Annotated in this window: 13 protein-coding genes; 4 read left to right on the forward strand and 9 right to left on the reverse strand. The window is 73.3% G+C overall.

From position 1 onward, the window contains the following. Nucleotides 1–16: 16 nt before the first annotated feature. On the reverse strand, nt 17–1,924 hold the full coding sequence (locus CLV34_RS08420) for an exonuclease domain-containing protein (RefSeq protein ID WP_211289379.1): 1,908 nt from the start codon (nt 1,922–1,924) through the stop codon (nt 17–19). Nucleotides 1,925–2,024: 100 nt separating this feature from the next. Next, on the reverse strand, nt 2,025–3,299 hold the full coding sequence (locus CLV34_RS08425) for a Glu/Leu/Phe/Val family dehydrogenase (RefSeq protein WP_100349773.1): 1,275 nt from the start codon (nt 3,297–3,299) through the stop codon (nt 2,025–2,027). Between the two features lie 77 nt (nt 3,300–3,376). Between CLV34_RS08425 and CLV34_RS08430 the strand changes: the two genes are divergently transcribed. After that, nucleotides 3,377–6,754, forward strand: a complete 3,378-nt coding sequence (locus tag CLV34_RS08430) for a bifunctional proline dehydrogenase/L-glutamate gamma-semialdehyde dehydrogenase (RefSeq protein ID WP_100349774.1) — start codon at nt 3,377–3,379, stop codon at nt 6,752–6,754. Between the two features lie 47 nt (nt 6,755–6,801). On the opposite strand, the gene CLV34_RS08435 is transcribed toward CLV34_RS08430, so the two are convergent. Beyond that, on the reverse strand, nt 6,802–7,461 hold the full coding sequence (locus tag CLV34_RS08435; RefSeq protein ID WP_100349775.1) for a winged helix-turn-helix transcriptional regulator: 660 nt from the start codon (nt 7,459–7,461) through the stop codon (nt 6,802–6,804). Nucleotides 7,462–7,483: 22 nt separating this feature from the next. Then, the gene (locus CLV34_RS08440) at nt 7,484–7,918 is read right to left on the reverse strand and encodes a VOC family protein (RefSeq protein ID WP_100349776.1); all 435 of its coding nucleotides are present in this window, start codon (nt 7,916–7,918) and stop codon (nt 7,484–7,486) included. 312 nt (nt 7,919–8,230) lie between these two features. Between CLV34_RS08440 and CLV34_RS08445 the strand changes: the two genes are divergently transcribed. Continuing rightward, nucleotides 8,231–16,426, forward strand: a complete 8,196-nt coding sequence (locus CLV34_RS08445) for a pectinesterase family protein (RefSeq protein WP_100349777.1) — start codon at nt 8,231–8,233, stop codon at nt 16,424–16,426. Between the two features lie 42 nt (nt 16,427–16,468). Beyond that, the gene (locus CLV34_RS08450) at nt 16,469–17,905 is read left to right on the forward strand and encodes a hypothetical protein (protein ID WP_100349778.1); all 1,437 of its coding nucleotides are present in this window, start codon (nt 16,469–16,471) and stop codon (nt 17,903–17,905) included. Between the two features lie 360 nt (nt 17,906–18,265). Here the strand turns inward: CLV34_RS08450 and CLV34_RS08455 are convergent, their stop codons facing one another. The 5 genes from CLV34_RS08455 to CLV34_RS08475 all read right to left on the reverse strand — a co-directional run bounded on the left by CLV34_RS08455 (nt 18,266) and on the right by CLV34_RS08475 (nt 24,265). Then, nucleotides 18,266–19,264, reverse strand: a complete 999-nt coding sequence (locus CLV34_RS08455; protein ID WP_100349779.1) for a LacI family DNA-binding transcriptional regulator — start codon at nt 19,262–19,264, stop codon at nt 18,266–18,268. 63 nt (nt 19,265–19,327) lie between these two features. Beyond that, the gene (locus tag CLV34_RS08460) at nt 19,328–20,827 is read right to left on the reverse strand and encodes a GH1 family beta-glucosidase (RefSeq protein WP_100349780.1); all 1,500 of its coding nucleotides are present in this window, start codon (nt 20,825–20,827) and stop codon (nt 19,328–19,330) included. Continuing rightward, complete coding sequence (locus CLV34_RS08465) at nt 20,824–21,735, reverse strand: carbohydrate ABC transporter permease (RefSeq protein WP_100349781.1); 912 nt, start codon at nt 21,733–21,735, stop codon at nt 20,824–20,826. Before CLV34_RS08465 ends, CLV34_RS08460 begins: the two co-directional genes overlap by 4 nt. After that, a complete protein-coding gene (locus CLV34_RS08470) occupies nt 21,732–22,805 on the reverse strand; it encodes a carbohydrate ABC transporter permease (RefSeq protein WP_100349782.1) in 1,074 nt (357 codons plus the stop codon). Before CLV34_RS08470 ends, CLV34_RS08465 begins: the two co-directional genes overlap by 4 nt. A 116-nt stretch (nt 22,806–22,921) precedes the next feature. Then, nucleotides 22,922–24,265: an ABC transporter substrate-binding protein gene (locus CLV34_RS08475; protein ID WP_100349783.1), complete on the reverse strand. Its 1,344-nt coding sequence runs from the start codon at nt 24,263–24,265 to the stop codon at nt 22,922–22,924. Between the two features lie 346 nt (nt 24,266–24,611). Here CLV34_RS08475 and CLV34_RS08480 point away from each other — a divergent pair, with 346 nt between their 5' ends. Next, nucleotides 24,612–26,090: a sensor histidine kinase gene (locus tag CLV34_RS08480; protein ID WP_100349784.1), complete on the forward strand. Its 1,479-nt coding sequence runs from the start codon at nt 24,612–24,614 to the stop codon at nt 26,088–26,090. The last annotated feature ends 52 nt before the right edge of the window (nt 26,091–26,142 follow it).

Consider the following 26,142-nt stretch of genomic DNA (forward strand, 5'->3'; position numbering starts at 1 on the left):
AGCCCGACGGGGCGCGTCAGTCCTCGACGTCGACGCCGTGCGTCACGAGGAAGTCGCCGAGGCCGATGCCCCACCCCTGCCCGATCGCACGGAACCGCCAGGAGTCGCCGCGGCGGTAGACGCTCGCGAGGGCGAGCGTGCGCTCCTTCTCGGCCGCGTCGAGCGTCGCCCGGACGACCGTCTCGCCCGTCGGGGTCCGCAGGACGAGCTCGACCGGACCGAGGTCCCCGAAGACCGCGGTGTCGCCCTCCATCGACGCGGCCACCAGGACGCGTGTCCGTCCCGGCGCGAGGAGTCCCGCGCGGACGTCGACGAGCGTCTCGCCTGCGGCGTCGAGGTCGAGCGTCACCGCCCCGGACGGGTGCTCGGGCTGGTTGAAGAAGCACAGGTCCTCGTCGCGCCCGACCTGCTCGTCGTCGTCGACGACGAGCGCCACGACGTCGACGGTGCAGCCGGGTCGTGGTGTCCACGACACGCCGAGTGTCCAGGCGTCGCCGTCGAGGTCGATCGCCCCGCCGCGCGGCAGCACGGGGGCGTTCTCGACGGGGGAGTCGTCCGCGGGCGTCGGCGATGCGTCCGGCGCCGGGCCGGCACCCGTCCCGAGCGGCTCGAGCGTCGCGGGGTCGAGCCGCGGGATCGCGAGCCGGACGACCCGCGCCCAGCGGGAGTCCTCCTCGGGCCACTCGAGCGCCACGACGTGCGTGACGGATGCCGTGAGCATCGCCGCGGCCTGGCCGCCCTGCTCGACGATCCGCGCCCGGGTCTCGCCCGCCGCGGCGTGCGGACCGCCGACGACGAGCACGCGCCGCCCGGCGAGCGGACCAGCCGGCTTGCGGACCGGCGGGCGCGTCGCCGGAGGCTTCGTCACGACCGCCGGACCCGGCGTCGGAGCGGGTTGCGGCGCGCGAGCCGGTCCGTCCAGCGCGACCGTCGCGTCGAGCGTCACGTCGACCACGACGTCGGCGACGACGGGCGGCCGGAGCGGGGCGCCGCCCGCCGCCTTGGGGTCGCCCGGCTGGACGTGCGCGAGGAGGGCGATGAACTCGTCCTCGGTGACGACGAGCGTGCCGTGCCGTCGTGCCGCAGCGGCCTTGCCCGTGCCGAGGTCGGCGGCGTTGCACACCACGAGCCCGGTGCGCGAGCTGACCGAGTTCATGACGTCGAGCCCGGCAGCGGTCGCTTCGCGCACCAGCACCTCGCGCGGCCGGACGGTCCCGCCCGTGAACACGACCTTCATGCCCTGCCGCAGCGGGCGCCCGGGCTCGGCGCGGCCCGGGTCGCGCCACGCGCACGGGGTCCGCGGCGCGGGGGCGGGACGCGTCGCGCCTCGGGGCGTCGCGCACGCCGCGAGGGGCAGGTCGAGCCCGAACCGGTGCGCCGCGACGAGCGAGTGCCGCAGGACGCCCGCGAGCACGCGCGTGTCGTCGACCGCGTCGTGCGCGCGCTGCTGCGGGACGCCCCAGTACCGGGCGAGCGCGGCGAGCGACAGGTTCTCGGTGGGCAGGTCGAGGCGCCGCGTCAGCGCGAGCGTGCAGAGGCGCTGCTCGACGGGGAGCGTCACGCCGGCACGCGCGGCCTCGTGCGCCAGGAAGTCCCAGTCGAACCGGGCGTTGTGCGCGACGAGGACGCGCCCGTCGAGCAGCTCCGTGAGCGGGCCGGCGACGTCCGGGAACGTCGGTGACCCGGCGAGACGCTCGCGGGTGAGCCCGTGGATGTCGGTGCGGCCGGGGTCGCAGCCCGGGTCGAGCAGCGTCGTCCACTCCCGATCGACCGCGCCGTCCGGCGACAGGAGGACGACGGCGACCTGCAGGACGCGGTCGTTGGCCGCGCTGAGGCCGCTCGTCTCGACGTCGAGCACGGCGTAGCGGTGCGGGTAGGTGCGGGCGACGTCGTCGGGCAGCAGGGGGAGGGGCGCCGGTGTCACGGGAACGAAGGATAGGTGCCCGCGGCTCCTGTGCACGGGCGGGTCCGGCGTGTCCGCGCGGGCCGGCGAACTTCACCCGCTGATCACCGGCGGGCGGACGTCACGGGTAGAGGCCGCGGAGCTTGTGCGCGTCGGCGACGCGCTCGACCCCGATGACGAGCGCGGCGTCACGGAGCGTGAGGTCCTCGTCGGCGGCGCGGCGGGCCACGTCGCCGTACGCGGACCGCATGCGGTGCGCCAGACGGTCCTCGATCTCGTCGTCCGTCCACCAGTACGTCTGGTTGGCCTGCACCCACTCGAAGTACGACACGATGACGCCGCCCGCGTTGGCGAGGATGTCGGGGACGACGGTGACGCCCTGCTTCGAGAGGATCTGGTCGGCCTCCTGCGTCGTCGGGCCGTTCGCACCCTCGACGACGTACCGGGCGCGGACGTCGCGGGCGTTGTCCGCCGTGATGACCCCGTCGACGGCCGCGGGGACGAGCACGTCGACGTCGAGCGTCAGCAGGTCGGGGCCGTCGAGCGGGTCGGCGCCCTCGAAACCGACGACGGACCCGGTCGCGTCGACGTGCGCGAGCAGCGCGGGGACGTCGAGCCCGCCGTCGGCGTGCACGGCACCGAACTGGTCGGACACGGCGACGACGGTCGCGCCCTCCTCGGCGAAGATCCGGGCGGCGTGGCCGCCGACCTTGCCGAAGCCCTGGACGGCGACGCGGGAGCGCCGCAGCTTCTCGTGCGCGGCGCCGAGGGCGGACGCGGTCACGTGGACGATCCCGCGTGCCGTCGCCGCGGGGCGGCCGAGCGACCCGCCGACGGCGAGCGGCTTGCCCGTGACGACGGCCGGGATGGTGTGGCCGACGTTGACGGAGTAGGTGTCCATGACCCACGCCATCTCGCGCTCCCCGGTGCCCATGTCGGGCGCCATGATGTCCTGCGTCGGGCCGATGAGCGGCATGATCTCGCTGGTGTAGCGGCGGGTGACGCGCTCGAGCTCCTCGGGCGTGTGCTCGGACGGGTCGATGTCGATGCCGCCCTTCGCGCCGCCGAACGGCAGGTCGACGATCGCGCACTTCCACGTCATGAGCATCGCGAGCGCCCGCACCTCGTCGATGTCGACGCTCGGGTGGAACCGCAGGCCGCCCTTGCCGGGCCCGCGGGACACGTTGTGCTGGACGCGGTGGCCGTGGAACACCTGGACGTGGCCGTCGTCGCGGCGCAGCGGGACGGCGACGTTGATCTCCCGGCGCGGGGTCGCGAGGGTCTCGTGGAGCCCTTCGTGGTACCCGAGGATCTCGACGGCGGTGGCGAGCTGGCCGAGCGCGTTGTCGAGGGCGGGGTTGTCGGAGCGGAAGGGGCGCGTGGACGTCGTCGTCATGTCCGCACCGTAAGCACGTCTGCGTCCCACATGCTGGACGGCGCGCGGGACCCAGGCGCCCGGAGCACAGTGGGGGAGTGACGCCGAGCACCGACCCGCACCCTGTCGACGACGCGGCGGCCCGCGCGCGGGCGTGGCTCGCGGAGGCGGACGCCGAGGGCGGTGGACGACAGCAGCGGACCGCTGCCCAGCTGGCCGCGCTGGTCGCCGACCCGGGTGGTCTCGACCTCGCGGTCCGGTTCGTCGACGAGGTCGCCCGGCCGCCGGACGTCGAGGTGGCGGCGCGCGCCCTGGCGAGGCTCGGCCGGGACGCGCAGCAGGCGTCGTTCCTCGGCGGGGTCGACCGCACCCTGTTCGCCGCGGGCGGTCGGGCCGCAACCCTTGCACCGCGGCTCGTCGTCCCGGCTGCCCGACGCCGCCTGCGCGCGCTCGTCGGACACCTCGTCGGCGACACCGGCCGCGGTCTCGACCGGAACCTCGCGGACGCCCGCGCCGATGGCGTCCGGCTCAACGTGAACCTGCTCGGTGAGGCCGTCCTCGGGCACGACGAGGCGTCCGCACGCCTCGCGCGGACCATCGACCTGGTCCGGCGCCCCGGCGTCGACTACGTCTCCGTCAAGGTCTCCGCGGTGGCGGCCCAGCTGGTGACCTGGGACCTCGACGGGTCGCGTGCGCGCGTCGTCGAGCACCTCCTGCCGCTGTTCCGCGCCGCGCGCGACCACGGCACCTTCGTCAACCTCGACATGGAGGAGTACCGCGACCTCGCCCTCACCGTCGCGGTGTTCACCGACCTGCTCGGCCGCGACGAGCTGGCGGGAGTGTCCGCCGGCATCGCGCTGCAGGCCTACCTGCCCGACGCCGTCGCCGCGCTCGACGAGGTCAGCGACTTCGCGCTCGCCCGGGTGGGGGACGGGGGAGCGCCCGTCAAGGTGCGGCTCGTCAAGGGCGCCAACCTCGCCATGGAGCAGGTGGAGTCCGAGCTGCACGGCTGGCCGCAGGCGCCGTACGGCGGCAAGCCCGACGTCGACGCCCAGTACGTGCGTCTGCTGCTGCGCGCGCTCGACCCCGAGCGGACGCGCGCGGTGCGTGTCGGGTGCGCGAGCCACAACCTGTTCCACGTCGCGTACGCGCTCGAGCTCGCGCGCGACCGCGGCGTCGGGGCCGCCCTCGACGTCGAGATGCTGCAGGGCATGGCGCCGGCGGAGGCCGCTGCCGTGCACGACGACCTCGCGGCCGTCGAGGGCGCTGACCACCTCGTCCTCTACACGCCCGTGGTCGACCCCGCCGACTTCGACGTCGCCGTCGCCTACCTCGTGCGCCGGCTCGAGGAGAACGCGGCGCCGCAGAACTTCCTCCACGCGACCCTCGCGGGCGGCGCCGGGGGGATCGACGCCCAGGAGGCCGCGTTCCGTGCCGCCGTCGTCCGCGCCGCCGCCACGACACCCGACGACCTCGCGCCGCGTCGTCGGCCACGCGCCGGCGTGCCTGACGACGAGCACGACGGCGCCGGCTCGCGCGGCGGCTTCTGGAACGCGCCCGACACCGACCCGGCGGTCGCCGCGTCCCGCAGCTGGGCCGCCGAGATCGTCGCCCGCGATCCCGCGAGCGTCCACCCGCGCACCGCGCCGCTCGCGTCCGCCGACGACGTGGACGCCGTCGTCGCCCGGGCCCTCGCCGCGGCCCCCGGCTGGGCGGCCGTCCCGCCCGGCGTGCGCGGTGACGTCCTACGGTCGTGCGCCGACCGGCTCGAGGACGCCCGCGCCGACCTCGTCGCCACCATGGTCCACGAGGCCGGAAAGACCGTCGCCGAGTCCGACCCGGAGGTCAGCGAGGCCGTCGACCTCGCCCGCTGGTACGCCGGCAGCGCCGACCGGCTCCATCCCGACCATCCCGACGCGTTCCCGGGTGTGCGGTTCACGCCCCGCGGCGTCACGCTCGTCACCCCGCCCTGGAACTTCCCCGTCGCGATCCCCGCCGGCGGCGTGCTCGCGGCGCTCGCAGCCGGGTCGCCCGTCGTCGCCAAGCCCGCGCACCCCGCACCCCGCTGCTTCGAGGTCGTCGTCGACGCGATCCACGCGGCCCTTGACGCCCACGGGATCGCGCGCGACGTGGTGCAGCTCGTCCGCGTCCCCGAGAGCGACCTCGGCCGACGGCTCGTCACCCACCCGGACATCGCCCGCGTGGTGCTGACGGGGTCGATCGACACCGCCCGGCTGTTCGCGCGCTGGCGGCCCGCGCTCGACGTCCTCGCCGAGACGTCCGGTAAGAACGCGATCGTCGTCACCGCGTCCGCCGACCCGGATCTCGCCGTCGCCGACGTCGTCCGGTCGGCGTTCGGCCACGCCGGGCAGAAGTGCTCCGCCGCGTCCCTCCTGATCCTCGTCGGGACGGCTGGCGACCCCCGCTCACCGATCGGGCGACGCCTGCGCCGCGGGCTCGTGTCGGCCGTCCGATCCCTCGCCGTCGGCCCGCCCACCGACCTCGGCACCGTCATGGGGCCCCTCACCGAACCTGCCGACGGCAAGCTGCTGCGCGCGCTGACCCGCCTCGACCCCGGCGAACGATGGCTCGTCGAGCCCCGACGCCTCGACGACGCCGGGCGGCTCTGGACCCCCGGCCTCAAGGACGGCGTCCAGCCGGGGTCGTGGTTCCACCTCACCGAGTGCTTCGGCCCGGTGCTCGGCATCATGACCGCCGAGCAGATCGACGACGCGGTCGAGATCCAGGACGACGTCGCCTTCGGCCTCACCGGTGGCATCCACTCCCTCGACGACGCCGAGATCGACGAGTGGCTCGCGACCGTCCACGTCGGCAACGCCTACGTCAACCGACACATCACCGGCGCGATCGTCCGACGGCAGCCGTTCGGCGGCTGGAAGGCCAGCTCCGTCGGACCCGGCGCCAAGGCCGGCGGACCGCACTACGTCGCCCAGCTCGGCGACTGGACCGACGCCTCGCCCACCGCCGGCGGCCCGCCGGACCGCGACGAGAGCCCGCTCGGCTGGCTCGCCTGGGCCGCGGCCGACGACGCCCGAGCGTGGACCGGGCGGTTCTCCCGCGAGCACGACCCGTCGGGCCTGCGTGCCGAGTCGAACGTGCTCCGGTACCGGCCCGTCGAGCACCTCACCGTCCGCGTCGGCGACGGCGCGCTGCCCGTCGAGGTCGACCGCGTCCGCCATGCCGCCCGGACTGCCGGCGTCACCGTCACCGTGAGCGACGTCGACCACGAACGGCACACGTCGTTCGCCGCGCGCGTCCGCGAAGGAAAGGTCACCGGCCGCATCCGCGTGATCGGGGCGGCGCCCGGGCTGCGGGACGCGGCGGCTGAGCGCGTCGGTGCGGTGACGGTGCTCGACCAGCGCGTCGTCGCGAGCGGCGAGCGGGAGCTGCTGACGGTCGTGCGGGAGCAGGCCGTGAGCCGGACGAGGCATCGATACGGGCATCTCGAACGGTGACGTGCTGGTGGGGGCGTGGGGTCGCTCCCACCAGACCCGCGCCGCGTTCAGGCCGCCAGGTGGAACGTGGACGCGAACCGGTCGAGCAGGGTGTCGGGGCCGTGCAGCACCTCGACGACACCCGAGGCGACAGCTTGCCGCGCGTCCAGCTCACCGGCGATGAGCCGCCGGATGCCCGGGCCGGCGGAGAACGCGAGGTCGACGGTCTCGTCACTGCCGGGAAGGTCGTCGGCGCGCGCGACGTCGAGCGTCGGTCCGTCGACCCGGACGAGCAGCCGGGCGTCGCCGAACCGGGTGCCGTACGCGGTGGCGGGCAGCCCGGCGGCGACGTGCGGGCGGAAGGCGGTCCGCAGCGCCATCGTCATGGAGTCGGGGGTGACGACCTGCTCGTCGCGCGGGTCGCCCATGGCCTTGAAGCCCCACGCGCCGAGCGCGAGGACGACGGGCTCGAGCTCGCGGCCGTAGTCGGTGAGCTCGTAGATGATGATGCGCGAGCGCGGCGCGCGCCGGATGATCCCGGCGGCCTGGAGCTCCTTGAGGCGGGTCGCCAGGACGTTCGTCGGGATGCGGGGGAGGCCCGCGGCGAGCTCGCCGTAGCGGCGCGGTCCGACGAGCAGGTCGCGGACGATGAGCAGCGCCCACCGTTCGCCGACCAGCTCGAGGGCGCGGGTCACCCCGCAGTACTGCCCGTACTCGCGCGCCGCCACGGATCCTGGCCCTTCCCGACGTTCAGGCCTGCTGCGCGGCGAACGCCTCGGGGCCCTCCGCCGCGGCGACGGGGTCCATCCAGCCGAGCTCGATGATGTTGCCGTCGGGGTCGGTGAGCTGACGCTGGTACATGAAGCCGTAGTCGGACGCGGCGCGGGCCTCGGACCCGCCGGCGGCGAGACCGGCCTCGGCGGTGGTGTCGACAGCCTCGCGGCTGTCGAGGAAGATCGCGGTCGCGACGGTCGGGTGGACGGCCGGGTCGCCCAGCGGGAGGTCCGTGAACGTCTGCAGGAACTCGCGGACCAGGATCATGAAGTAGGAGTGGCCGTCCTCGACGACGACGCACGCGGCGTTGTGGTCGGTGAACTGGTCGTTGATGGTGAAGCCGAGCGCGGTGTAGAAGCCCTTCGCGCGCTCGAGGTCGGTCACCGGCAGGTTGACGAACATCGCGGTCATGGTGCTCTTCCCCTCAGAAAGCCCGAACATGCTGACCCACGCCACACTTGCAAAAAACAAGCGCGCAGTCAAGGAATCTCATGGGCGACATCGGCCCGGGTGAATTTGTGCACGATCACAGGGTGACGGCCCGGCGCGATGTTAGCGTTCACGCGCTGAGAGCCCTCTCGGCCGCCCAACGTCGGGCCCCGGCACCGACGTGCCGACCTCTGCACCGTCTCCGACGGCGTCGTCGTCGACGTCCGACCAGGGCACGACAGGGCCGTTCGCCCCCCTGTGCCGATCCTGTGCCGGGTACCCCGCGGAGCAGATGTGACCGTTCGCCCCACCCCTCGTCCCGAGCCCGACGCGCTCACCGGCACCCTGCGACGGGTCCGCGTCGCCGCCGCCGCCGTCGTCGGCGCCGCTCGCGCCTCGCGTCACGGCACCCGGGTCATCGTCGCCGGGGCGACCGCCGGGGCCATCGCCCTGGGTGGCCTCGCTGTCACGCCCGCCTTCGCCGCGGACACGACCGCGCCGTCCAAGCCCAGCAGCGTCGGCGCGGCGTACTACGGCCACGTCGGCACCGTCGTCACCTGGGGGAAGGTCTCCGCGAGCGACCTCGCGGCCTACCGCGTGTACCGGTCCACGAGCTCCAGCCCCACGCTCGCCACGTCGACGCTCGTCGCGTCCACGACGTCCCTCATGGCGACCGACACCACCGTCGCCGTCGGGACGAAGGCCTACTACGCCGTGGTGGCCGTGGACAAGAGCGGCAACGCGTCCGGCTTCTCGAGCGTCAAGACGGTCACCGCCACCGACACGACGAAGCCGTCGTCCGTCTCGAGCCTCAAGGCCACCGCGTCGAGCAGCGGGATCGCCCTCGACTGGGCCGACAACGACGAGATCGACCTCGCCGGCTACCGCGTCGAGCGCGCCCTGAGGTCGAGCGGACCCTGGACGGTCCTCGCCGCGGCCGCCGGCTCGTCGTCGTACACGGACACCACAGCGCCCGCCGGCGTCACGTCGTACTACCACGTGACGGCGCTCGACCTCACCGGGAACGCCTCGTCGGCAGCCTCCGCGAGCGCCAAGCGCCCCGCGGGCGCCCCCGTCGTCCCCGTCGCGCCGTCCGCCCCGACGTCGCTCACGGCGACGGCGCCCGCGAGCGGCGGCGTCACCCTCAGCTGGACCGCGGCGAGCGGCGCCACGAGCTACACCGTGGCGCGCGCCACCTCGGCCGACGGACCCTACACGCAGGTCGCCACCACGACGAGCACCACCTACGCCGACGCCGCCGCGCCCGCGCGCACCACCGTCCGCTACCGGGTGTCGGCGGTCAACGCGGCCGGTTCGTCCGCCCCGGCGACGGCCTCCGTCGACGTGCCCGGTGACACGGTCCGGCCCGCGACGCCGCAGAGCGCCAAGGCCACGATCCTGCCGTCCGGCGGTGTGACGATCACCTGGAAGGCCAACGCCGACAAGGACCTCGCCGGGTACACGGTCCTCAAGCGCGACGAGGACACCCACGTCTACGCGCCGTACGTGCCCGGCCCCGGCGGTGACCTGCTCACGCTGCCGACCTTCACCGACCCGAGCGTGACCGAGGGCGTGACGGGGTACTACCGCCTGCGTGCCGTCGACACCTCGGGCAACGAGTCGAAGGCCTACCTCGCCGTCACCGCGGACAACAAGATGGTCGCCCCCGGCGCGCCGACGTCGTTCAAGGTCACCCAGGACCCGACGGCGGGCCTCGACCTCGCGTGGACGGCCCCGAAGGACCTCGACGTCGCCGGCTACGCCGTGTACCGCAACACGACGTCGTCCTCGACGGGCTTCGCGCTCGTCGCCAACGTCACCGCGGCCGACGCCGGGGCGGCCCCCCGGTTCGTGGACTCCAGCGCCCCGAAGGGCGTCACGGTGTACTACAAGGTCCTGACCGTCGACCAGGTCGGGAACACCTCGAGCTTCTCGAGCACCGTGTCCGGCACCTCGCTCACGACCCCCGTCCCGCTGCCGGTCGTCGAGAACGTGCTCACCGTCGGCGCCGGCAAGCAGTTCACGACGATCGGCGCCGCGCTCGACAGCGTGCCGCGCTTCACGCTGCAGCGGTACCGCATCGACATCGACCCCGGCACGTACGACGAGGTGCTCCGCATCCGGTCGCCGTACGTCACGCTCCACGGCACCGGCGGCTCGGCCGCGGCCACCGTCATCGAGGCCGACCAGGCGTCCGGCAGCCCGGACCCCGCCGAGCCCGGGGAGACCCTGGGCACGGCCGGCAGCGCCGTCGTCCGCGTCGACGGCTCGGACGTCACGCTGCGCAACCTCACGGTCGCCAACACGTTCGACGAGTCGGCCCACCCCGACATCACCTCGCAGCAGGCCGTCGCGCTCCGCGTCGAGGGCGACCGCTTCGTGGGCGACTCGATCCGCCTCGTCGGCAACCAGGACACCCTGCTCGCCGACACGCCCAAGCCCACGACCCGCATCCGTCAGTACTACGTCAACTCGTACATCGAGGGCGACGTCGACTTCGTCTTCGGTGCGGCCACCGCGGTGTTCGACCACGTGACCTTCCGGGCGCTCGACCGGGGCAAGTCGACCAACGGCTACCTCACCGCGGCGAGCACCGACACCGGCAGCAAGTACGGCTTCCTCATCACCGACTCCAAGCTCGTCAGCGACGCCGCGGACGGCACGATCAACCTGGGCCGGCCGTGGCACCCGAGCGCCGACCCCGACGCGCTGGGATCCGTCGTCGTCCGGGACACGTGGCTGCCCGCCGCGCTCGACACCGCGGCCCCGTGGGACGACATGGCCACCGCGAACTCGAGCGGCGTCAAGGTCAACTTCAGCTGGACCGGGGCACGGTTCGACGAGTACGCCAACGTCGGCCCCGGCGCGGGGACCGGTCCCGACCGTCCTCAGCTGACCGACAAGGACGCCGAGAACGCCACGCCCGAGAAGTACCTCGCCGGCAAGGACGGCTGGGACCCGGTCCTGCCGCCGTCCACGGTCGTGCCCGGTGCTCCCACGGGCGTCGTCGCGGCGAGCGACCTGCGCGTGGCCCACCTCACCTGGGACGACGACGAGTCCGCGGACGTCGTCGGCTGGACCGTGTACCGGGCGGACGACACCGGTGCGTTCACGAAGGTCGGCACGACCGACCAGCCCACCTACAGCGACACGAGCGTCGAGAACGGCGCGACCTACCGGTACGTCGTCACCGCCGACACCCGGGACGGCACGGCCTCCCCGACGAGCGACCCGGTGACGGTGACCGTCGAGGCCGCCCGGCTCGTGGTCGACTACACGGTCGACGCGTCCGCCCCGACGTCCGCGACGAGCTTCCGGACGCTCTCCGACGCCCTGGCGGCGGCACCCGCGGGGACCGCGACCGACCCGACCGTCATTCAGCTCGCGGCGGGCCGCTACGCCGAGTACGACACCGTGAGCAAGCCCTACACCGTCCTCGTCGGCGCCACCGGGACGGCCTCGGACGTCGTCATCACCGGGAACCACGCGGCCGGCACGCCGACCGGCACCACGACCGACGGCGTGGCCGACACCTACGGGACCGCGGGCAGCGCGACCCTCGTGATCACGGGCTCGAACGTGCAGCTGCGCGACCTCACGGTCGAGAACGCGTACGTCGAGGGCACCTACGCGAACGGCCAGGCGGTCGCGCTGCGCACCACGGGCGACCGGCTCGTCTACACGAACGTCCGGCTGCTCGGCAACCAGGACACCCTGTACGCGAACAGCCCTGCGGCGACCAGCGTCGCTCGCACGTACGTGTACGACAGCGTCATCGAGGGCGACGTCGACTTCGTGTTCGGGCGTGGGACCGTCGTGATCGACGACAGCACGCTGCACGTCCTCGACCACGGGACGTCGCCCAACGGCGCGGTCACGGCGGCCAGCACGGACGTGTCCAACCCGTTCGGCTTCCTCATCACGCACAGCCGCATCATCGGCACCGCGCCCGACGCGTCGCAGAACCTCGGCCGCCCCTGGCAGCCCGGTCAGAAGCTCGCCGACGGGACCTCCGTCGCCGACACGAACGCGCTCGGCCAGGTGACGGTCCGCGACAGCTGGCTCGGACCGGTCGTGTCCGCCACGGCGTGGACCGACATGGTGAACTCCGGCACCACCACCTCGTGGCGGTCGGCGCGGTTCTCCGAGTACCACAACGACGGCCCCGGCGCGGTCGCGTCGACGGACCGCGCGCAGCTGTCGGACGCCGCCGCCGCCGGCCGCACCGCCCAGTCCTATCTGGCGGGGACGGACGGCTGGGACCCGACGGTGCCCGCCGGCGAGGACACGGCCCCGGCGGCCGTGACCGGCCTCGCGGCGAACCCGGACGAGGGTCTCGTCGCCCTCGACTGGGACGACGCCCCCGCGGCGGACGTGACCACCTACCGGGTCTACCGCTCCACGACCGACGCCCACCCGGCGGCCACGGTGGCGAACCTCGTGGCGGAGGTCCAGAAGTCCGAGCTGACCGACCGTGACCTCGCGGACGGCACCCGGTACACCTACGAGGTCGTGGCGGTGGACCGTGCCGGCCAGACGGGCCCCGCGTCCGGCCCGGTGACCGCGACGCCCGCCGAGCGTCCCCTCGTGGCCGACGCGACGGTCGCTGCGGACGGCACGGGTGACTACACGTCGGTGCAGGCGGCGCTCGACGCCGTCGGCGCCGGCACCGCGGCCAAGCCCAAGGTGGTCGTCGTGGAGCCCGGGACGTACCGGGAGGTCGTGGTCGGACGGTCGAGCAACGTGCTCCTGGCCGGCGCGACCGGCGACCCGACGGACGTCGCGATCACGTTCGACAACGCGAACGGCACCACGCGCAGCGCCACCACGTGCCCCCAGGTCACCTCGGTGACGTGCGGCACCGGCGGCTCGGCGACCGTGACCCTGTCGGGCAGCGGCGTGCAGGTCCGCGACCTGACGATCTCCAACACGTTCGACCCGGCTCGCCACCCCGAGATCGGCCCGAACAACACCCAGGCCGTCGCGCTGCGCGCCATCGGTGACCGCCAGGTCTACCGTGACGTCCGGCTCGTCAGCACGCAGGACACCCTCGAGGCGGACGCGAGCGGCAACATCACCGCCGACGGCTCGGGGTACCCGCGCCAGTACTACGTCGACAGCTCCATCGAGGGCGACGTGGACTTCGTGTTCGGCCGCGCGTCCGCGGCGTTCGAGCGCGTCACGTTCCACGCGACCGTGCACAGCGGGGGAGCGGTCTTCGCGCCCAGCACCGCGTCGAAGGCCCGCGGGTACCTCGTCGTCGACAGTCGCATCGCGTCCGACAACGACCCCGGGACCTACAACCTCGGGCGCCCGTGGCCGGCGTGGAGCGACGGCACCCAGCCGGACACCTCCCGCGGTCAGGTCGTCATCCGCAACACGTGGCTCGGTGCCGGGCTCACCGTCGACAAGCCGTGGACGGACTTCGCGCCCAACGCGTGGACGGACGGGCGGTTCTTCGAGTACGCCAACACGGGTCCGGGTGCGCGCGTCACGGCGAACCGCCCGCAGCTCACGGCGGCGCAGGCCGGCTCGGCGAACGTCGCCGACTGGCTCGCCGGCACCGACGGGTGGCAGCCGCGCGTCGTCGCCGGTGCGGACACCGCGCCCGCGGCCCCGCGCGGGCTCGTGGCCTCGCCGGACAGCGGCAAGGTCACGCTGACGTGGGACGAGAGCAGCGAGCACGACGTCACCGGGTACGTGGTGCTGCGTGACGGGGCGGAGGTCGCGACGACCTTCGGTGCCTCCTACGCCGACTCCGACGTCGTGGACGGCACGGCGTACCGGTACACCGTCGAGGCGGTCGACGCCGCGGGCCAGCGGTCCAAGCCGTCCGGCGCCGTGACCGCCACGCCGGTGCTGCACGTCGACGCCACGGTCGCTGCCGACGGGTCGGGTGACTACACGACGCTCGGCGCCGCGCTCGCGGCCGCCCCCGCGTCGGGCGCCTGGGTGGTCGAGGTCGAGCCCGGCACGTATGCCGGGACGACGACCGTCAGCCGCAAGGACACGACCGTCATCGGCGGCGGGGACGACCGTGACGCGGTCGTCCTGACGAACGCGACCTCGACGGCGACCCTCGCGGTCACCGGCTCGGGCGTCACCGTCCGGGGCCTGACCGTCCAGAACACGACGGCGTCCGGGACGGCACCGGCTCTGTCGATGACCGCCGACAAGGTGCTCGTCGAAGACGCCGTGCTCTCCAGCAGCGGGAACCGCACCGTGTTCGCCGACACCTCGACGTACACCGCCTCGGCCCGTCAGATGATCACCGGGTCCACGGTCGTGGGCGGGAACGACGTCCTCCTCGGGCGCGCCACGCTCGTCGTGCACGACTCGACGGTCCGGGTCCGGACCAACGGCACCGTCCTGACGCCCAGCACGGCCGAGTCGTTCAAGGGCTTCCTGCTGGTCGGCTCGCGGGTCGAGACCCCGGGCGCCACGAACGTCCAGCTCGGACGTCCGTACCGGGCCTGGGCCGACACCTACACGCCGCGGTCCGTGGGTCAGGCCGTCGTGCGCGACACCGACCTCGGCGCCGGCGTCGCGTCCGCGGCCTGGGGGACGGGTCCCGCCGGCGAGCCGTGGACGCTCGGGCGGTTCGCCGAGTTCGGCAACACCGGGGCAGGGGCCGCGACCGGGGCCGTCCGGCCTCAGCTCAGCCCCGCGGAGTCTCTCGGCGTCACCGTCGAGGACTGGCTCGGCAGCCCCACCTGGTACCCCGCGGTCGCCGACCCGGCCGTGCCGGACGACGTCCGGGCACCGGCGGACGTCACGGGCCTCGCCGCGACGGCGGCCGACGGCTCTGCGCGCCTGACCTGGGTGCCGCCCACCGACGCCGACCTCGCGGGGTACCGGGTCTACCGGTCGACGGGCAGCGTGACCGCCACGCCGTCCGCGCTCGTCGCGACGCTCGGCGCCGTCGACTCCTGGAAGGACTCGGGCCTCGTCGACGGCACGACGTACCACTACCTGGTGGTGTCGCTCGACACCCTGGGCAACGCGTCGGCGGGCGCCGCCCTCGACGTCACGTCCGCCGACACCGTGGCGCCCGCGGCGCCGACCGGCGTCACGGCAGTCGGCGGCGAGGCGAAGGTCACCCTGTCGTGGCCCGCGAGCACGGAGAGCGACCTGGCCGGGTACCACGTGTACCGCGACGGCGAGCGCGCCGACGCCACGCTCGTGAGCACCCCGCGGTTCACCGACACGGGGCTCGTCGACGGCACGTCGTACCGCTACACGGTCACCGCGGTGGACGTCTTCGGCAACGAGTCCTCCCGGTCCGACGCGGTCGTCGCGGTGCCCACGCCAGGCGACGGCGAGGCTCCCGCGGCCCCGACGTCCGTGTCGACCGTCCTCGGCAAGGGCTCGGTCACGGTCGCGTGGGCCCCGGTCGACGCGGACGACCTGGCCACGTACGACGTGGTGCGCGACGGCACCGTGGTCGCGACCGTCGGCGCCACGACGCGGTCGTGGACCGACACCTCGGTCACGGTCGGCACCAGCTACCGGTACGCCGTGGTCGCGGTCGACGCCTCGGGGAACCGCTCCGCCGCGTCGGCGCCCGCGACCGTCGTCCCGGTGAAGGTCGACGTCCTCGTCGACCCGGCCGGGGGCGGCGACGCCACGACCGTCCAGGCCGGGATCGACTCGCTCCCGAACAACGCCGACTTCACGACCCAGGGGTACCGCACGGTGCTCGTGCTCCCCGGGACGTACAGCGGTGCGATCGCGTCGGGCAACCGCTACGGCGTCAAGGTCGTCGGCGCGACGGGCGACCCGAAGGACGTGGTCGTCACGGCGCCCGGCGGCGCCACCGCGACGGCGACCGTGTCGGGCGCGTCCTGGACCTTCCAGGACCTCACGCTGCAGAGCGTCGCGGCGACGTCCGGTGCCCAGGCGACGGCGCTGCAGGTGAAGTCCGGTGACAAGCAGGTGGTGGACCACGTCCGCCTGCTCGGTGACGCGAAGGCCGTGCAGGTCTCGACCGCCAACGTCACGACGTACAGCCGGGTCTATATCACCGACTCGTACCTCGAGGGTGGTGCCGACCTCCTGCTGGGCCGCGCCGTGACGGTCGTCGACCACAGCGAGATCCACGTCCTGGCCCGCTCGGGGGCGGCGATCACCGACTCGTCCGTCGCGTCGGCGTCGCCGTTCGGGTTCCTCGTCACCGACAGCTCGATCACGGCGGACGGCGCCGCCGGCTCGTTCTACCTGGGTCGCCCGTACCCGGAGAACGCGACCGCCCAGGCCCAGGTCGTGGTGCGGGGGACGAGCCTGCCGGCCGCCCTCGTGACGGGACAGCCGTGGAAGGACTACTCGTCCACCGCGCTGTGGACCTCGGGCCGGTTCTTCGAGTACGCGAACACCGGGCCCGGCGCGGGCACCGGCGCCAACCGGCCGCAGCTCGACGACGCGGCCGCGGCGGGCTTCACCGCGCGCACCTACCTCGCCGGCAGCGACGGGTGGGACCCGACCGGTCACTGACCGTCGTCCCGTCCCCGACCCCTCACCCGACCTCGGAGAACCATGGACCACCCCGCACCGCTGACCGTCAGCGCGCCCTGGGGCCGCCTCGTGCGCGGCGCCACCGTCGCCCTCCTGGGCTTCCTCGCTCTCCTGGGGGCGCAGGTCGCGCAGGCGTCCGACGCCCGGGCCGACGAGACGCCCGGTGTCGCTGCCACGTGCTCGGGGCTCGTGGTCAAGCCGCACGGGTACGTCGACAAGGGTGAGGTGCGCATCGTCGTGGACGGTGAGGGGCAGACCGACGGCGGAGACGACGGCTGGACCGAGTTCAAGGGCAGCTTCCCGGGCGTCTACCTGTTCGAGCCCGACGTGCCGCACGACTACACCGTGGAGGTCAACTCGTACGCGGCCGACAGCGGGGGACGGACGTTCACGCCCGGGATCGGCGGGGACGTCGAGGTGACCGGCCCGACGGTCCCGTGCTCGCCGGTCGACGTGGCCGCCACGACCACGGTGTGCGCCTACGACTGGCAGGCGGAGAAGCAGTCGATCGACCTGACGATGACGAACCTGCGCGCGCACGTCACCTACCTCGTGGAGGTGCTGCACGAGGGTGACGTGGTCACGCACTTCCAGTTCCGCAACGCGCCGACAGAGCTCAAGACCTTCAGCCTGCTCCACGCCGGGACGGACTACCAGGTGCGGGTCACGGACCAGACCAACGGCGTCCTCTCCCGCACCGTCGACGTGCCCGTCCCGGGCTGTGCGGCACGGGCGGCGGTGACCGCGGCGCCCACCGCCTGCACGCCGGACGGGCTCGCCGGCGTGTCCGTCGTGCTGGCCGACCTGGTGCCGGGACGTGACTACGTCGTCGGGCTCGCCCGGTCCGGCGGCTCCGACGACGGCGCCCGGTCCACGGCGCTGCACGCGACCGCGACGGCCACGAGCGTGGTCTTCCCCGGGGTCGCGGCCGGGACGTACGTGCCGAGCCTGGCCGACGCCGACGCGCCGCGCGTCGTCCGCGCGGAGCCCGTGGTGGTGGGGAGCTGCTCCCCGTCCGGTGCGGACCCCGCCCCGGGTGGAGGCGCCGGGGCGGCGGGGAGCGGCACCGGCTCGGGCGACGGCGCGGGTGACGCAGCCGGCTCGGGTGACGGTGGCGCGGCGGGTACCGCGCGTCCTTCGGGCCTGAACTCGTCGGCGGCCGCGGCGCCCGGTGCGGTCTCCGCCCCGGGCGGAGCCGACGGGAGCGGTACCGCCTCGGTCCGTCCCGACGCGGCGACCGCGGGCGACGGCGGTCCTGGCGACGACGCGGCCGCCGCAGGGGCGCCGCTGGCCGCCGCGGGCGGTTCGGCCGCCGACCCGCTCGCGGCACCTGTCACGGCCGACGCCGGCTCGTCCGCGCTCGGGATCGGGCTCTCCGCCCTCGCGGTCGTGGCGCTGGGCGCGGCAGCCGGCTGCTTCGTGGTGCGCCGTCGGACGAACGGCCCCTCCGAGGACTGACGTCCGGGAGCGCGTCGGCGACGGCGCGCTGCCCGTCGAGGTCGGCCGCGTCCGCCGCGCCGCGCGCACCGCCGGCGTCACCGTGACGGTCAGCGACGTAGCGCACGAACGTCACACGTCGTTCCCAGCAAGGGTGCGGGTGGGGAAGGTCACCGGGCGCGTCCGCGTCGTCGGCGCGGCCCCCGGGCTGAGGGAGGCAGCGGCAGAGCGTCGGAGGCGTCACCGTGCTCACCAGCGTGTCGTCGCGGGCGGCGAGCGGGAGCTGCTGGCGGTCGTGCGGGAGCAGGCGGTGAGCCGGACGCGACACCGGTACGGCGCATCCGGGCAGGTTACCGCGGGATCGTCGGCGTGGAGCGCGCGTCAGACCGACGCACGCTCCACGAGCTGCGCGCTGAACAGCACGGGCCGGGTGGCCCGGCCGCGGCCCTCGAGGTCGTCGAGCAGCACGTCGGCGGCGGTGCGGACCATCTCCTCGACGGGGTTGCGGATGGTCGTGAGGGCCGGTGCCGTGGACGCGGCGATCCCGAGGTCGTCGAACCCGACGACGGAGACGTCGCGCGGCACGGAGCGGCCTGCCGTCTGCAGCACGCGCATCGCGCCCTGCGCCATGAGGTCTGACGCCGCGAAGACGCCGTCGATCTCGGGGTCGCGCGCGAGCAGGTCCTGCATGGCGAGCGCGCCGCCGGTGAGCGTGAAGTCGCCGTCCGCGGACAGGTCGGCGTCGAGCCCGGCGGCGGTGAGAGCAGCACGCCAGCCCTCGACGCGGTCCTGGGCGACGCCCATGTCGGACGGCCCCGTGATCGTCGCGATGCGTCGGCGCCCGGCGGCGACGAGCCGCTCGGCGGCCATGCGCGACCCGGCCACGTTGTCGACGTCGACGTAGAGGATGCCCTCGGTCGCGACGTAGGGACGCCCGATGAACACGGCCGGCAGACCGCGGACCGCGACCTCGAGGTCGTCGCCCGCGTGGTGCGACGCGATGATCGCGCCGTCGACGTGGCCGCCGCGCAGGTACCGCACGATCCGGTCGGAGTGGTGCCCGGGTCGGTCGATGAGCAGCACGAGCTGCAGGTCGGTCGGCTCGAGCGCCTGGCTCATGCCGCGCAGCGTCCCTGCGAGGAACGGGTCGGCCAGCACGCGGCCGTCGGGCTCGGGGATGACGAGCGCGATCGATCCGGTACGCCGGGTCACGAGGGACCGGGCGGCGCGGTTCGGCGTGTAGCCGAGCCGCGCCACCGCGGCGTCGACGGCCGCCTGCGCCTCGGGCGACACCTTCTCGCCGCCGTTGATGGCGCGCGACGCGGTCGAGCGCGACACCCCGGCTGCGACGGCGACCTCGTCGAGCGTGGGTGCCGTCATCGGCTGCTGGGGGCTCACCGGTACATCATCCCGTCGTCCGCGCCCCCCACCAACCGCACGGCGTCAGCCCCGCGCAGGCAGCGCGTTGTCGCGGGCGACGTCCGCGTACCAGAGACCGCTCGACTTGATGGTGCGTTCCTGCGTCTCGTAGTCGACCCGGACCACACCGAACCGCTGCGAGTAGCCCCACGCCCACTCGAAGTTGTCCATGAGCGACCACGCGAAGTAGCCGCGCACGTCCACACCCGCGTCGGCCGCGTCCTTGATGGCGCGCAGGTGCGCGTCGACGAACGCGAGCCGGTCGGCGTCGTCGACGCTCCCGTCGGGCAGGACGACGTCGTCGTACGCGGACCCGTTCTCGGTGACGTAGAGCGCGATGCCGCGCTCGCCCGTGTACTCGTCGTGCACGCGACGCAGCAGGCGGGTCAGGCCCTCGGGCTGGACCTCCCAGTTCTGCGCGGTGACGGGCAGGCCCCGCGGGTGGATGTGGACGTCCGCGGCGCCGGGGTAGGGGTTCGACGTGGCCCGGCTGACGGGCGCGCTGCCGTCGAGGACGGTCTCCGGCGCGCGGAACGACGCGGCCTCGCCGTGGTAGTAGTTCACGCCGAGCGTGTCGATCGGGGTGGAGATCGTCGCGAGGTCGCCGTCGTGGACGAGCGCGTCGAGGTGCTCGCCGAGCCCGACCTGGCGCAGGTCGTCGACCAGGTCGACGGGATACTCGCCGCGCAGGATCGGGTCGAGGAAGACCCGGTTGAACCCGGCGTCGATGCGACGCGCCGCGTCGCGGTCGCCGGCGTCCTCGGGGTCGACCGGGTCGGCCACGGTGAGGTTGAGCGTGATGCCGAGGTTGGCGGCCGGCGCGAGCGAGCGCAGCTCGGAGATCGCGAGGCCGTGCCCGAGCATGAGGTGGTGCGCGGCCGCGAGCCCGTCGGCGGGCGACTGGCGTCCCGGGGCGTGCGCTCCGGCCGTGTACGACAGGAAGGACGAGCACCACGGCTCGTTGAGCGTCGTCCACACGCCCACGCGGTCGCCCAGAGCGGCGTGCACGTCCCGGGCGTAGTCGGCGAACCGGTACGCGGTGTCGCGGTTCGCCCAGCCGCCCTGCTCCTCGAGGGCCTGCGGCAGGTCCCAGTGGTACAGCGTGACCCACGGCATGATGTCGTGGTCGAGCAGCTCGTCCACGAGGCGCGAGTAGAAGTCGAGGCCCTTCGGGTTCACCGGCCCGCCGTCCGGCCGCACGCGCGCCCACGACGTTGAGAAGCGGTACGTCGCGAGGTTCATGGAGGCCATGAGCGCCACGTCGTCGCGGTAGCGGTGGTAGTGGTCGCACGCGACCGAGCCGTCGTCGCCGTCCAGGACTGCGCCCGGGACGCGGGCGAACGCGTCCCAGATGCTGTCGCGGCGGCCGTCCTCGGTGGTGGCGCCCTCGATCTGGAACGCCGCGGTGGCGGCGCCCCACAGGAAGCCCTCAGGCATCTGGACGCGGCCGTCACCGCAGGCGGGACCCGCGAACGGGTCGGGGATCCCTGCGGGGGTGCGGGGGCTGTGCGTGGGGGAGGTCATCCCTTCACGGCTCCTTGCATGATGCCCGCCACGAGCTGACGCCCGGCGACGAGGAAGACGAGGATCAGCGGGACGGTCGTGAGGAACACGCCGGCCATGACCAGGGAGTAGTCGGTGTGGTAGTTGCCCTGGAGCAGCTTCACCACGACGGGAAGTGTGGCGTTGTCCTGGCTCAGGACGATGGACGGCCAGAAGAAGTTCGTCCACTGCTGGATGAAGGTGAACAGAGCGAGCATCGCCGCTGCGGGGCGCGCCGCGGGCAGCGCGATCGACCAGAACGTGCGGATCATGGACGCGCCGTCGACGCGCGCCGCCTCGATGAGCTCGAACGGCAGGGCGGACTCGAGGTACTGGGTCATCCAGAACACGCCGAACGCGGAGACGAGCGCCGGCACGATGACGGCGATGATCTTGTCGTTCCAGCCGAGCTGCGTCGTGATGATGTACAGCGGGATGACGCCGAGCTGGGTCGGCACGGCCGTCGTCGCGATGACGAAGACGAGCAGGCCGCGGCGCCCCTTGAAGCGAAGCTTCGCGAAGGCGAAGCCCGCGAGCGTCGAGAACAGCACGACCGAGATCGATGTGACGACCGAGATGATGATCGAGTTCGTCAGCGCGCGCGGGAAGTTGAACGCGTCGCTCGAGATGATGTCGCCGAACTTGCCGAAGATGCTCGCGTCGGGCAGCCACTGCGGGATGACGCTGCGCGAGATCGACACCTGGTCGGACGAGCCGAGCAGCAGCGTGTAGTACAGCGGGAAGATCGAGATGACGAACACGACCGCGAGGATCGTGTAGGTCAGCCAGCGGGGGCGGCGCTCGGGGCCGAAGCCTCCGCCGCGCTTGCGGGCGGCGGCGCGGGCCGCACCCTTGCCGGCGGTCTGGGCGATGACGGGGACGGAGCTCACAGGAGGTCTCCCTTCATGTCGGCGGCGATCGGCGTGCGGCGGCGCCGCGAGCCGCGGCCCTTCTTCTGCCGGGTCTCACCGGACGAGATCCGGCTCGAGATGAGGTAGTTGACGATGCCGATGAGGACGATCACGACGAACAGGATCCAGGCCACCGCGGCGGCGCGGCCCATGTTCTGCTGCGGGCCCCAGCCGAGGTTCCACAGGTACATGGTCGTGGTCTCCCACTGGTGGCTCGGGCCGCCGGTGCCGGTCACGTCGAAGACTCGCGGCTCGTCGAAGATCTGCAGGCCGCCGATCGTCGACGTGATGATCACGAAGATGAGGGTGGCGCGGATCTGCGGGAGCGTGATCGAGAAGAACTGCCGCACCCGGCCGGCGCCGTCGAGCACCGCGGCCTCGTAGAGGTCCTGCGGGACGGCCTGCATCGCAGCCAGGAAGATCAGGGTGTTGTAGCCGGTCCAGCGGAAGTTCACCATGGTGGCGATCGCGGACCAGGCGGCGAACGTGTCCTTGTGCCACCCGACGGACGGCAGGCCGACCGCGTTGAGCAGCTCGTTGACGACGCCGTACTGGTCGGAGAAGAGCTGGCTGAAGATCATGCCGACCGCGACGGGCGCCACGATGTAGGGCACGAGGACGCCCATGCGCCAGAAGGTCTTGGCGCGGATGTTCTGGTGGAGCAGCGCCGCGAGGATGATCGCAACGACCATCTGCGGCACGCTCGACAGCAGGAAGATCATGAACGTGTTCCGCAGGGAGAGCCAGAACTCGTCCTGCTGGAACACGGCCGTGAAGTTGTCGAACCCGGCGGGTCCGGCGTCGCCACCGATGAGCGTCCAGTTCCGCAGCGAGATCCACCCGGTGTAGAGCAGGGGGAACAGGCCGGTGATCGCGAAGAGCACGAAGAACGGCGAGATGTAGAGGTACGGCGAGACCTTGACGTCCCAGCGGCTCAGCGTCTGGGAGAGGCCGACGCGGCGGGGGCTCTTCTCGCCGCGGCCGTGGCGCGGCGGGGTCGGGGGCGTCGCGGGCGACGCGGGCTCGGTGACGGTCACGTCGGCGGCCATGGGTTCCTCGCTGACAGGTGCGGTTCACGGGTGGGGCGGCCCGACGGGGCCCGTCCTTCGCAGGACGGGCCCCGCGGGCCCTGTGCCGACCGGGGTGCGTGCCGGTCGGTCAGGCGTCAGCCGAGGCCGAGAGCCTTGTACGCGTCGACGGCGGCGTTCCAGTTGCTGTCGACGGTGCCCTTGCCCTGGACGTCGTAGGCGACGAGGGCGTCGGTCACTGCCTTGTTGATCGTGAAGTAGTTCTGGCCCTTGAAGGGGGTCACGGTCACGGCCTTGGCGCGGTCGGCGAAGATCTTGCCGACGGGCGCGTTGTTGAAGAAGTCGTTCGTCGAGCTCGACACGGTGTCCGAGACCTCGGCGTCGACCTGGCTCGGGTAGTTGCCGGCCTCCTTGAACGCGCCGACCTGCTGGTCAGGAGCGGTCAGCCACGCGGCGAACTCCTTGGCCGCGGCCGTGTGCTTGCCCGCAGCCGGGACGACGAGGAACGAGCCGCCCCAGTTGCCGCCGCCGCCGGGGAAGACGTTCGCGACGTTCCAGCCCTTGACGCCACCGGCGTTGTCCTCGATCGAGCCGGTCATCCACGGCGGGCAGGCCATCGTGGCGAAGGCGTCGTTCTGGAAGGACTTGCTCCAGTCGTCGCTCCACTCCTGGTTGTGCGCCGACAGGCCCTTGTCCTTGGACTCGGTCGCGACCTTCGTGAAGAGGTCCTTGATGGTCTGGTTGGTCGCGAGGTCCTTGGGCGTGCCCGTCGACTCCTCGTACGGGTTGGCGATCTGACCGACCATGGCCTGGTAGGTGCCCTCGGAGCTGTCGTACCAGGCGACCTTGCCGCCGGACTTCTGCACGAAGTCCTCGCCGACGGAGAAGTACTTGTCCCAGGTGGAGTCCGCGCCGCCGAGCAGCTCGGCGACCTTGTCGGGATCGGACGGCAGGCCGTACTTCGCGAACAGGTCCTGGCGGTAGCAGATGGCCTCCGGGCCGATGTCCGTGCCGTAGCCGAGGAGCTTGCCGTCGGGCGCGGTGGCCTGCGCCGTCTTCCACTGGAGCCAGCGGTCCTTGAGGGAGTCGTCCGTCAGGTCAGTGAACTTGTTCTCGTACTGGAGCACGATCGGCATCCAGTCGACGTCGACGGCCTGGACGTCGGCGAGGCCGGCGCCGCCCGCGGCGAGCTTGGTCGTGAAGTTGTTCTTCGCGTCGTCCGAGGTCGCGGCGATCGTCTGCTTGATCGTGACGTTCGGGTGCGCCTTCGTGTACTCGTCCAGGAGGTCCTGGGTGTAGCCGAAGTTGTTGAAGGTCGCGACGGTGAGCGTGATCTTCTCGTTCGGGTCCTGCGTCTTGGCGTCGGACGAGCCGGACGAGCCGGACGAGCACGCGGTCAGGGCGAGCGCGAGGGTCGCCACGCCTGCGCCGACCGCGAGGGCGCGGCGGCGGGGGCGAGACGGGCGGAGATGCGTCAACACGGTGACTCCCTTGTCTGGGCCGTGACCGACCAGGAGCGGTCGGTCGCTGGTGCGCCCCGAGCGGGTCGGAGCGGGATCTGAGACGTGGCAGCGCTTCCACCCCGGTTGTGGGAGCGCTTCCAACGTGCGGGGATCACCGTGGCCCTTCGGCGGTGCCGATGTCAACCCTCTGCTGCGGTGGAAACGCTCCCATGACGCGTTAGCGCAGGTCAGGACGTTGCGCCCTCGATCGCCGTACCCAAATCGTTACGTCGCGGACCGTCGTCGTGACCGTCTTGCGACCTGGCCCGAGCCGCCCCCGACACGGCGGCCCCGACCCGGTGCGTACCCTGGGTGCGTGCCTGCGATGAGCGACCTGTTGACCGAGGACGTCGACCTCACCCCGGCGGACGCCGAGTGGCTGCACCTCCTGGTGGGGGACTGGCAGGTGGTGTCGGACCTCGCGTTCGCGGACCTCGTGCTGTGGGTCCCCACGCAGGACGGCAGCTTCGTCGCCATCGCCCAGTGCCGTCCGAGCACGGGGGCGACCGTCCACTACGACGACATCGTCGGCAGCCGTCCGCCCGAGGGCCAGCTCCCGCAGCTCGCCCGTGCCCTCGCCGAGAGCGAGATCAACCGCGCCCGCGAGCCCCGGTGGCTCGGTGCGTACGCGGTGCGGGAGGAGGCGATCCCGGTCGTGCACGAAGGGCACGCGATCGCCGTCCTCGCCCGGCAGACCAACCTCGGGTCGGGGCGCACGCCCAGCCGGCTCGAGCTCAACTACGTCGAGGCGGCCGACGACATCGTCGCCATGATCGCCCGCGGCGAGTACCCCTCGCGAGGCGCGGCCACCGGCCAGCGCCGCGGCGCACCCCGCGTCGGCGACGGGCTCCTGCGGCTCAACTCGGAGGGTGAGGTCCTCTACGCGAGCCCGAACGCCCTGAGCTGCTTCCACCGCCTCGGCATCATCGGCCCGCTCGTGGGCCGTGCGCTCGTCGAGATCACCACCGACCTCATCGAGCACCAGGACAACACGACCGTCGACGAGTCCATGCCGCTCGTCGTGACCGGCCGCGCCCCCTGGCGCACGGAGATCGAGGCGCGTGGCGTCACGCTGTCGCTGCGGGCGCTGCCCCTCACCGAGCACGGCCAGCGCATCGGTGCCGTGCTCCTGTGTCGCGACGTCACCGAGCTCCGGCGACGCGAGCGCGACCTCATCACGAAGGACGCGACGATCCGCGAGATCCACCACCGGGTCAAGAACAACCTCCAGACCGTCGCCGCGCTCCTGCGGCTCCAGGCGCGCCGCATGAACGTCCCCGAGGCCCGCGAGGCGCTCGAGGAGGCCATGCGCCGCGTGGCCACCATCGCGATGGTCCACGAGAGCCTCTCGCAGACGCTCGACGAGGAGGTCGAGTTCGACGACATGGTGAGCCGGGCGCTCCGGCTCGCCGCTGACGTCGCGTCCGCCGGCACCAGCGTGCGGACCGTGCGCGAGGGCGGGTTCGGGCTCATCCCCGCCCAGGACGCGACCCCGCTCGCGCTCGTCCTCACCGAGCTCGTCACGAACGCCGTCGAGCACGGGTTCGTCGGGCGGTCCGTCGGGACCGTCGAGATCATCGCGGAGCGCGCCGAGCGCAGCCTCGCGGTGACCGTGCGGGACGACGGCACCGGTCTCCCCGACGGCAAGGGGCCCATGACCGGGCTCGGGACCCAGATCGTCAACACCCTCGTCACGAACGAGATGGGCGGCACCATCGAGTGGACCCCGCGCCCCGAGGGCGGGACGTCCGTGCGCCTCGAGGTGCGCCTGCGCGTGGGCAAGAGCGTGCCGGGCGCCCTCTGAGGCACCCTGGAGCTCGCCGCCTGGACACGCCGAAGGCCGCCACCCTCGACGG

Origin of the sequence: Luteimicrobium subarcticum (genome assembly GCF_002798015.1) — a bacterium.
Taxonomy (GTDB): Bacteria; Actinomycetota; Actinomycetes; order Actinomycetales; family Cellulomonadaceae; genus Luteimicrobium; species Luteimicrobium subarcticum.

Coding starts and splice junctions, on each gene's coding strand:
- CLV34_RS08425 (WP_100349773.1), bottom strand. CDS start 3,299: ATGACGACGACGTCCACGCGCCCCTTCCGCTCCGACAACCCCGCCCTC.
- CLV34_RS08440 (WP_100349776.1), bottom strand. CDS start 7,918: ATGACCGCGATGTTCGTCAACCTGCCGGTGACCGACCTCGAGCGCGCG.
- CLV34_RS08450 (WP_100349778.1), top strand. CDS start 16,469: ATGGACCACCCCGCACCGCTGACCGTCAGCGCGCCCTGGGGCCGCCTC.
- CLV34_RS08455 (WP_100349779.1), bottom strand. CDS start 19,264: ATGACGGCACCCACGCTCGACGAGGTCGCCGTCGCAGCCGGGGTGTCG.
- CLV34_RS08460 (WP_100349780.1), bottom strand. CDS start 20,827: ATGACCTCCCCCACGCACAGCCCCCGCACCCCCGCAGGGATCCCCGAC.
- CLV34_RS08470 (WP_100349782.1), bottom strand. CDS start 22,805: ATGGCCGCCGACGTGACCGTCACCGAGCCCGCGTCGCCCGCGACGCCC.
- CLV34_RS08480 (WP_100349784.1), top strand. CDS start 24,612: ATGAGCGACCTGTTGACCGAGGACGTCGACCTCACCCCGGCGGACGCC.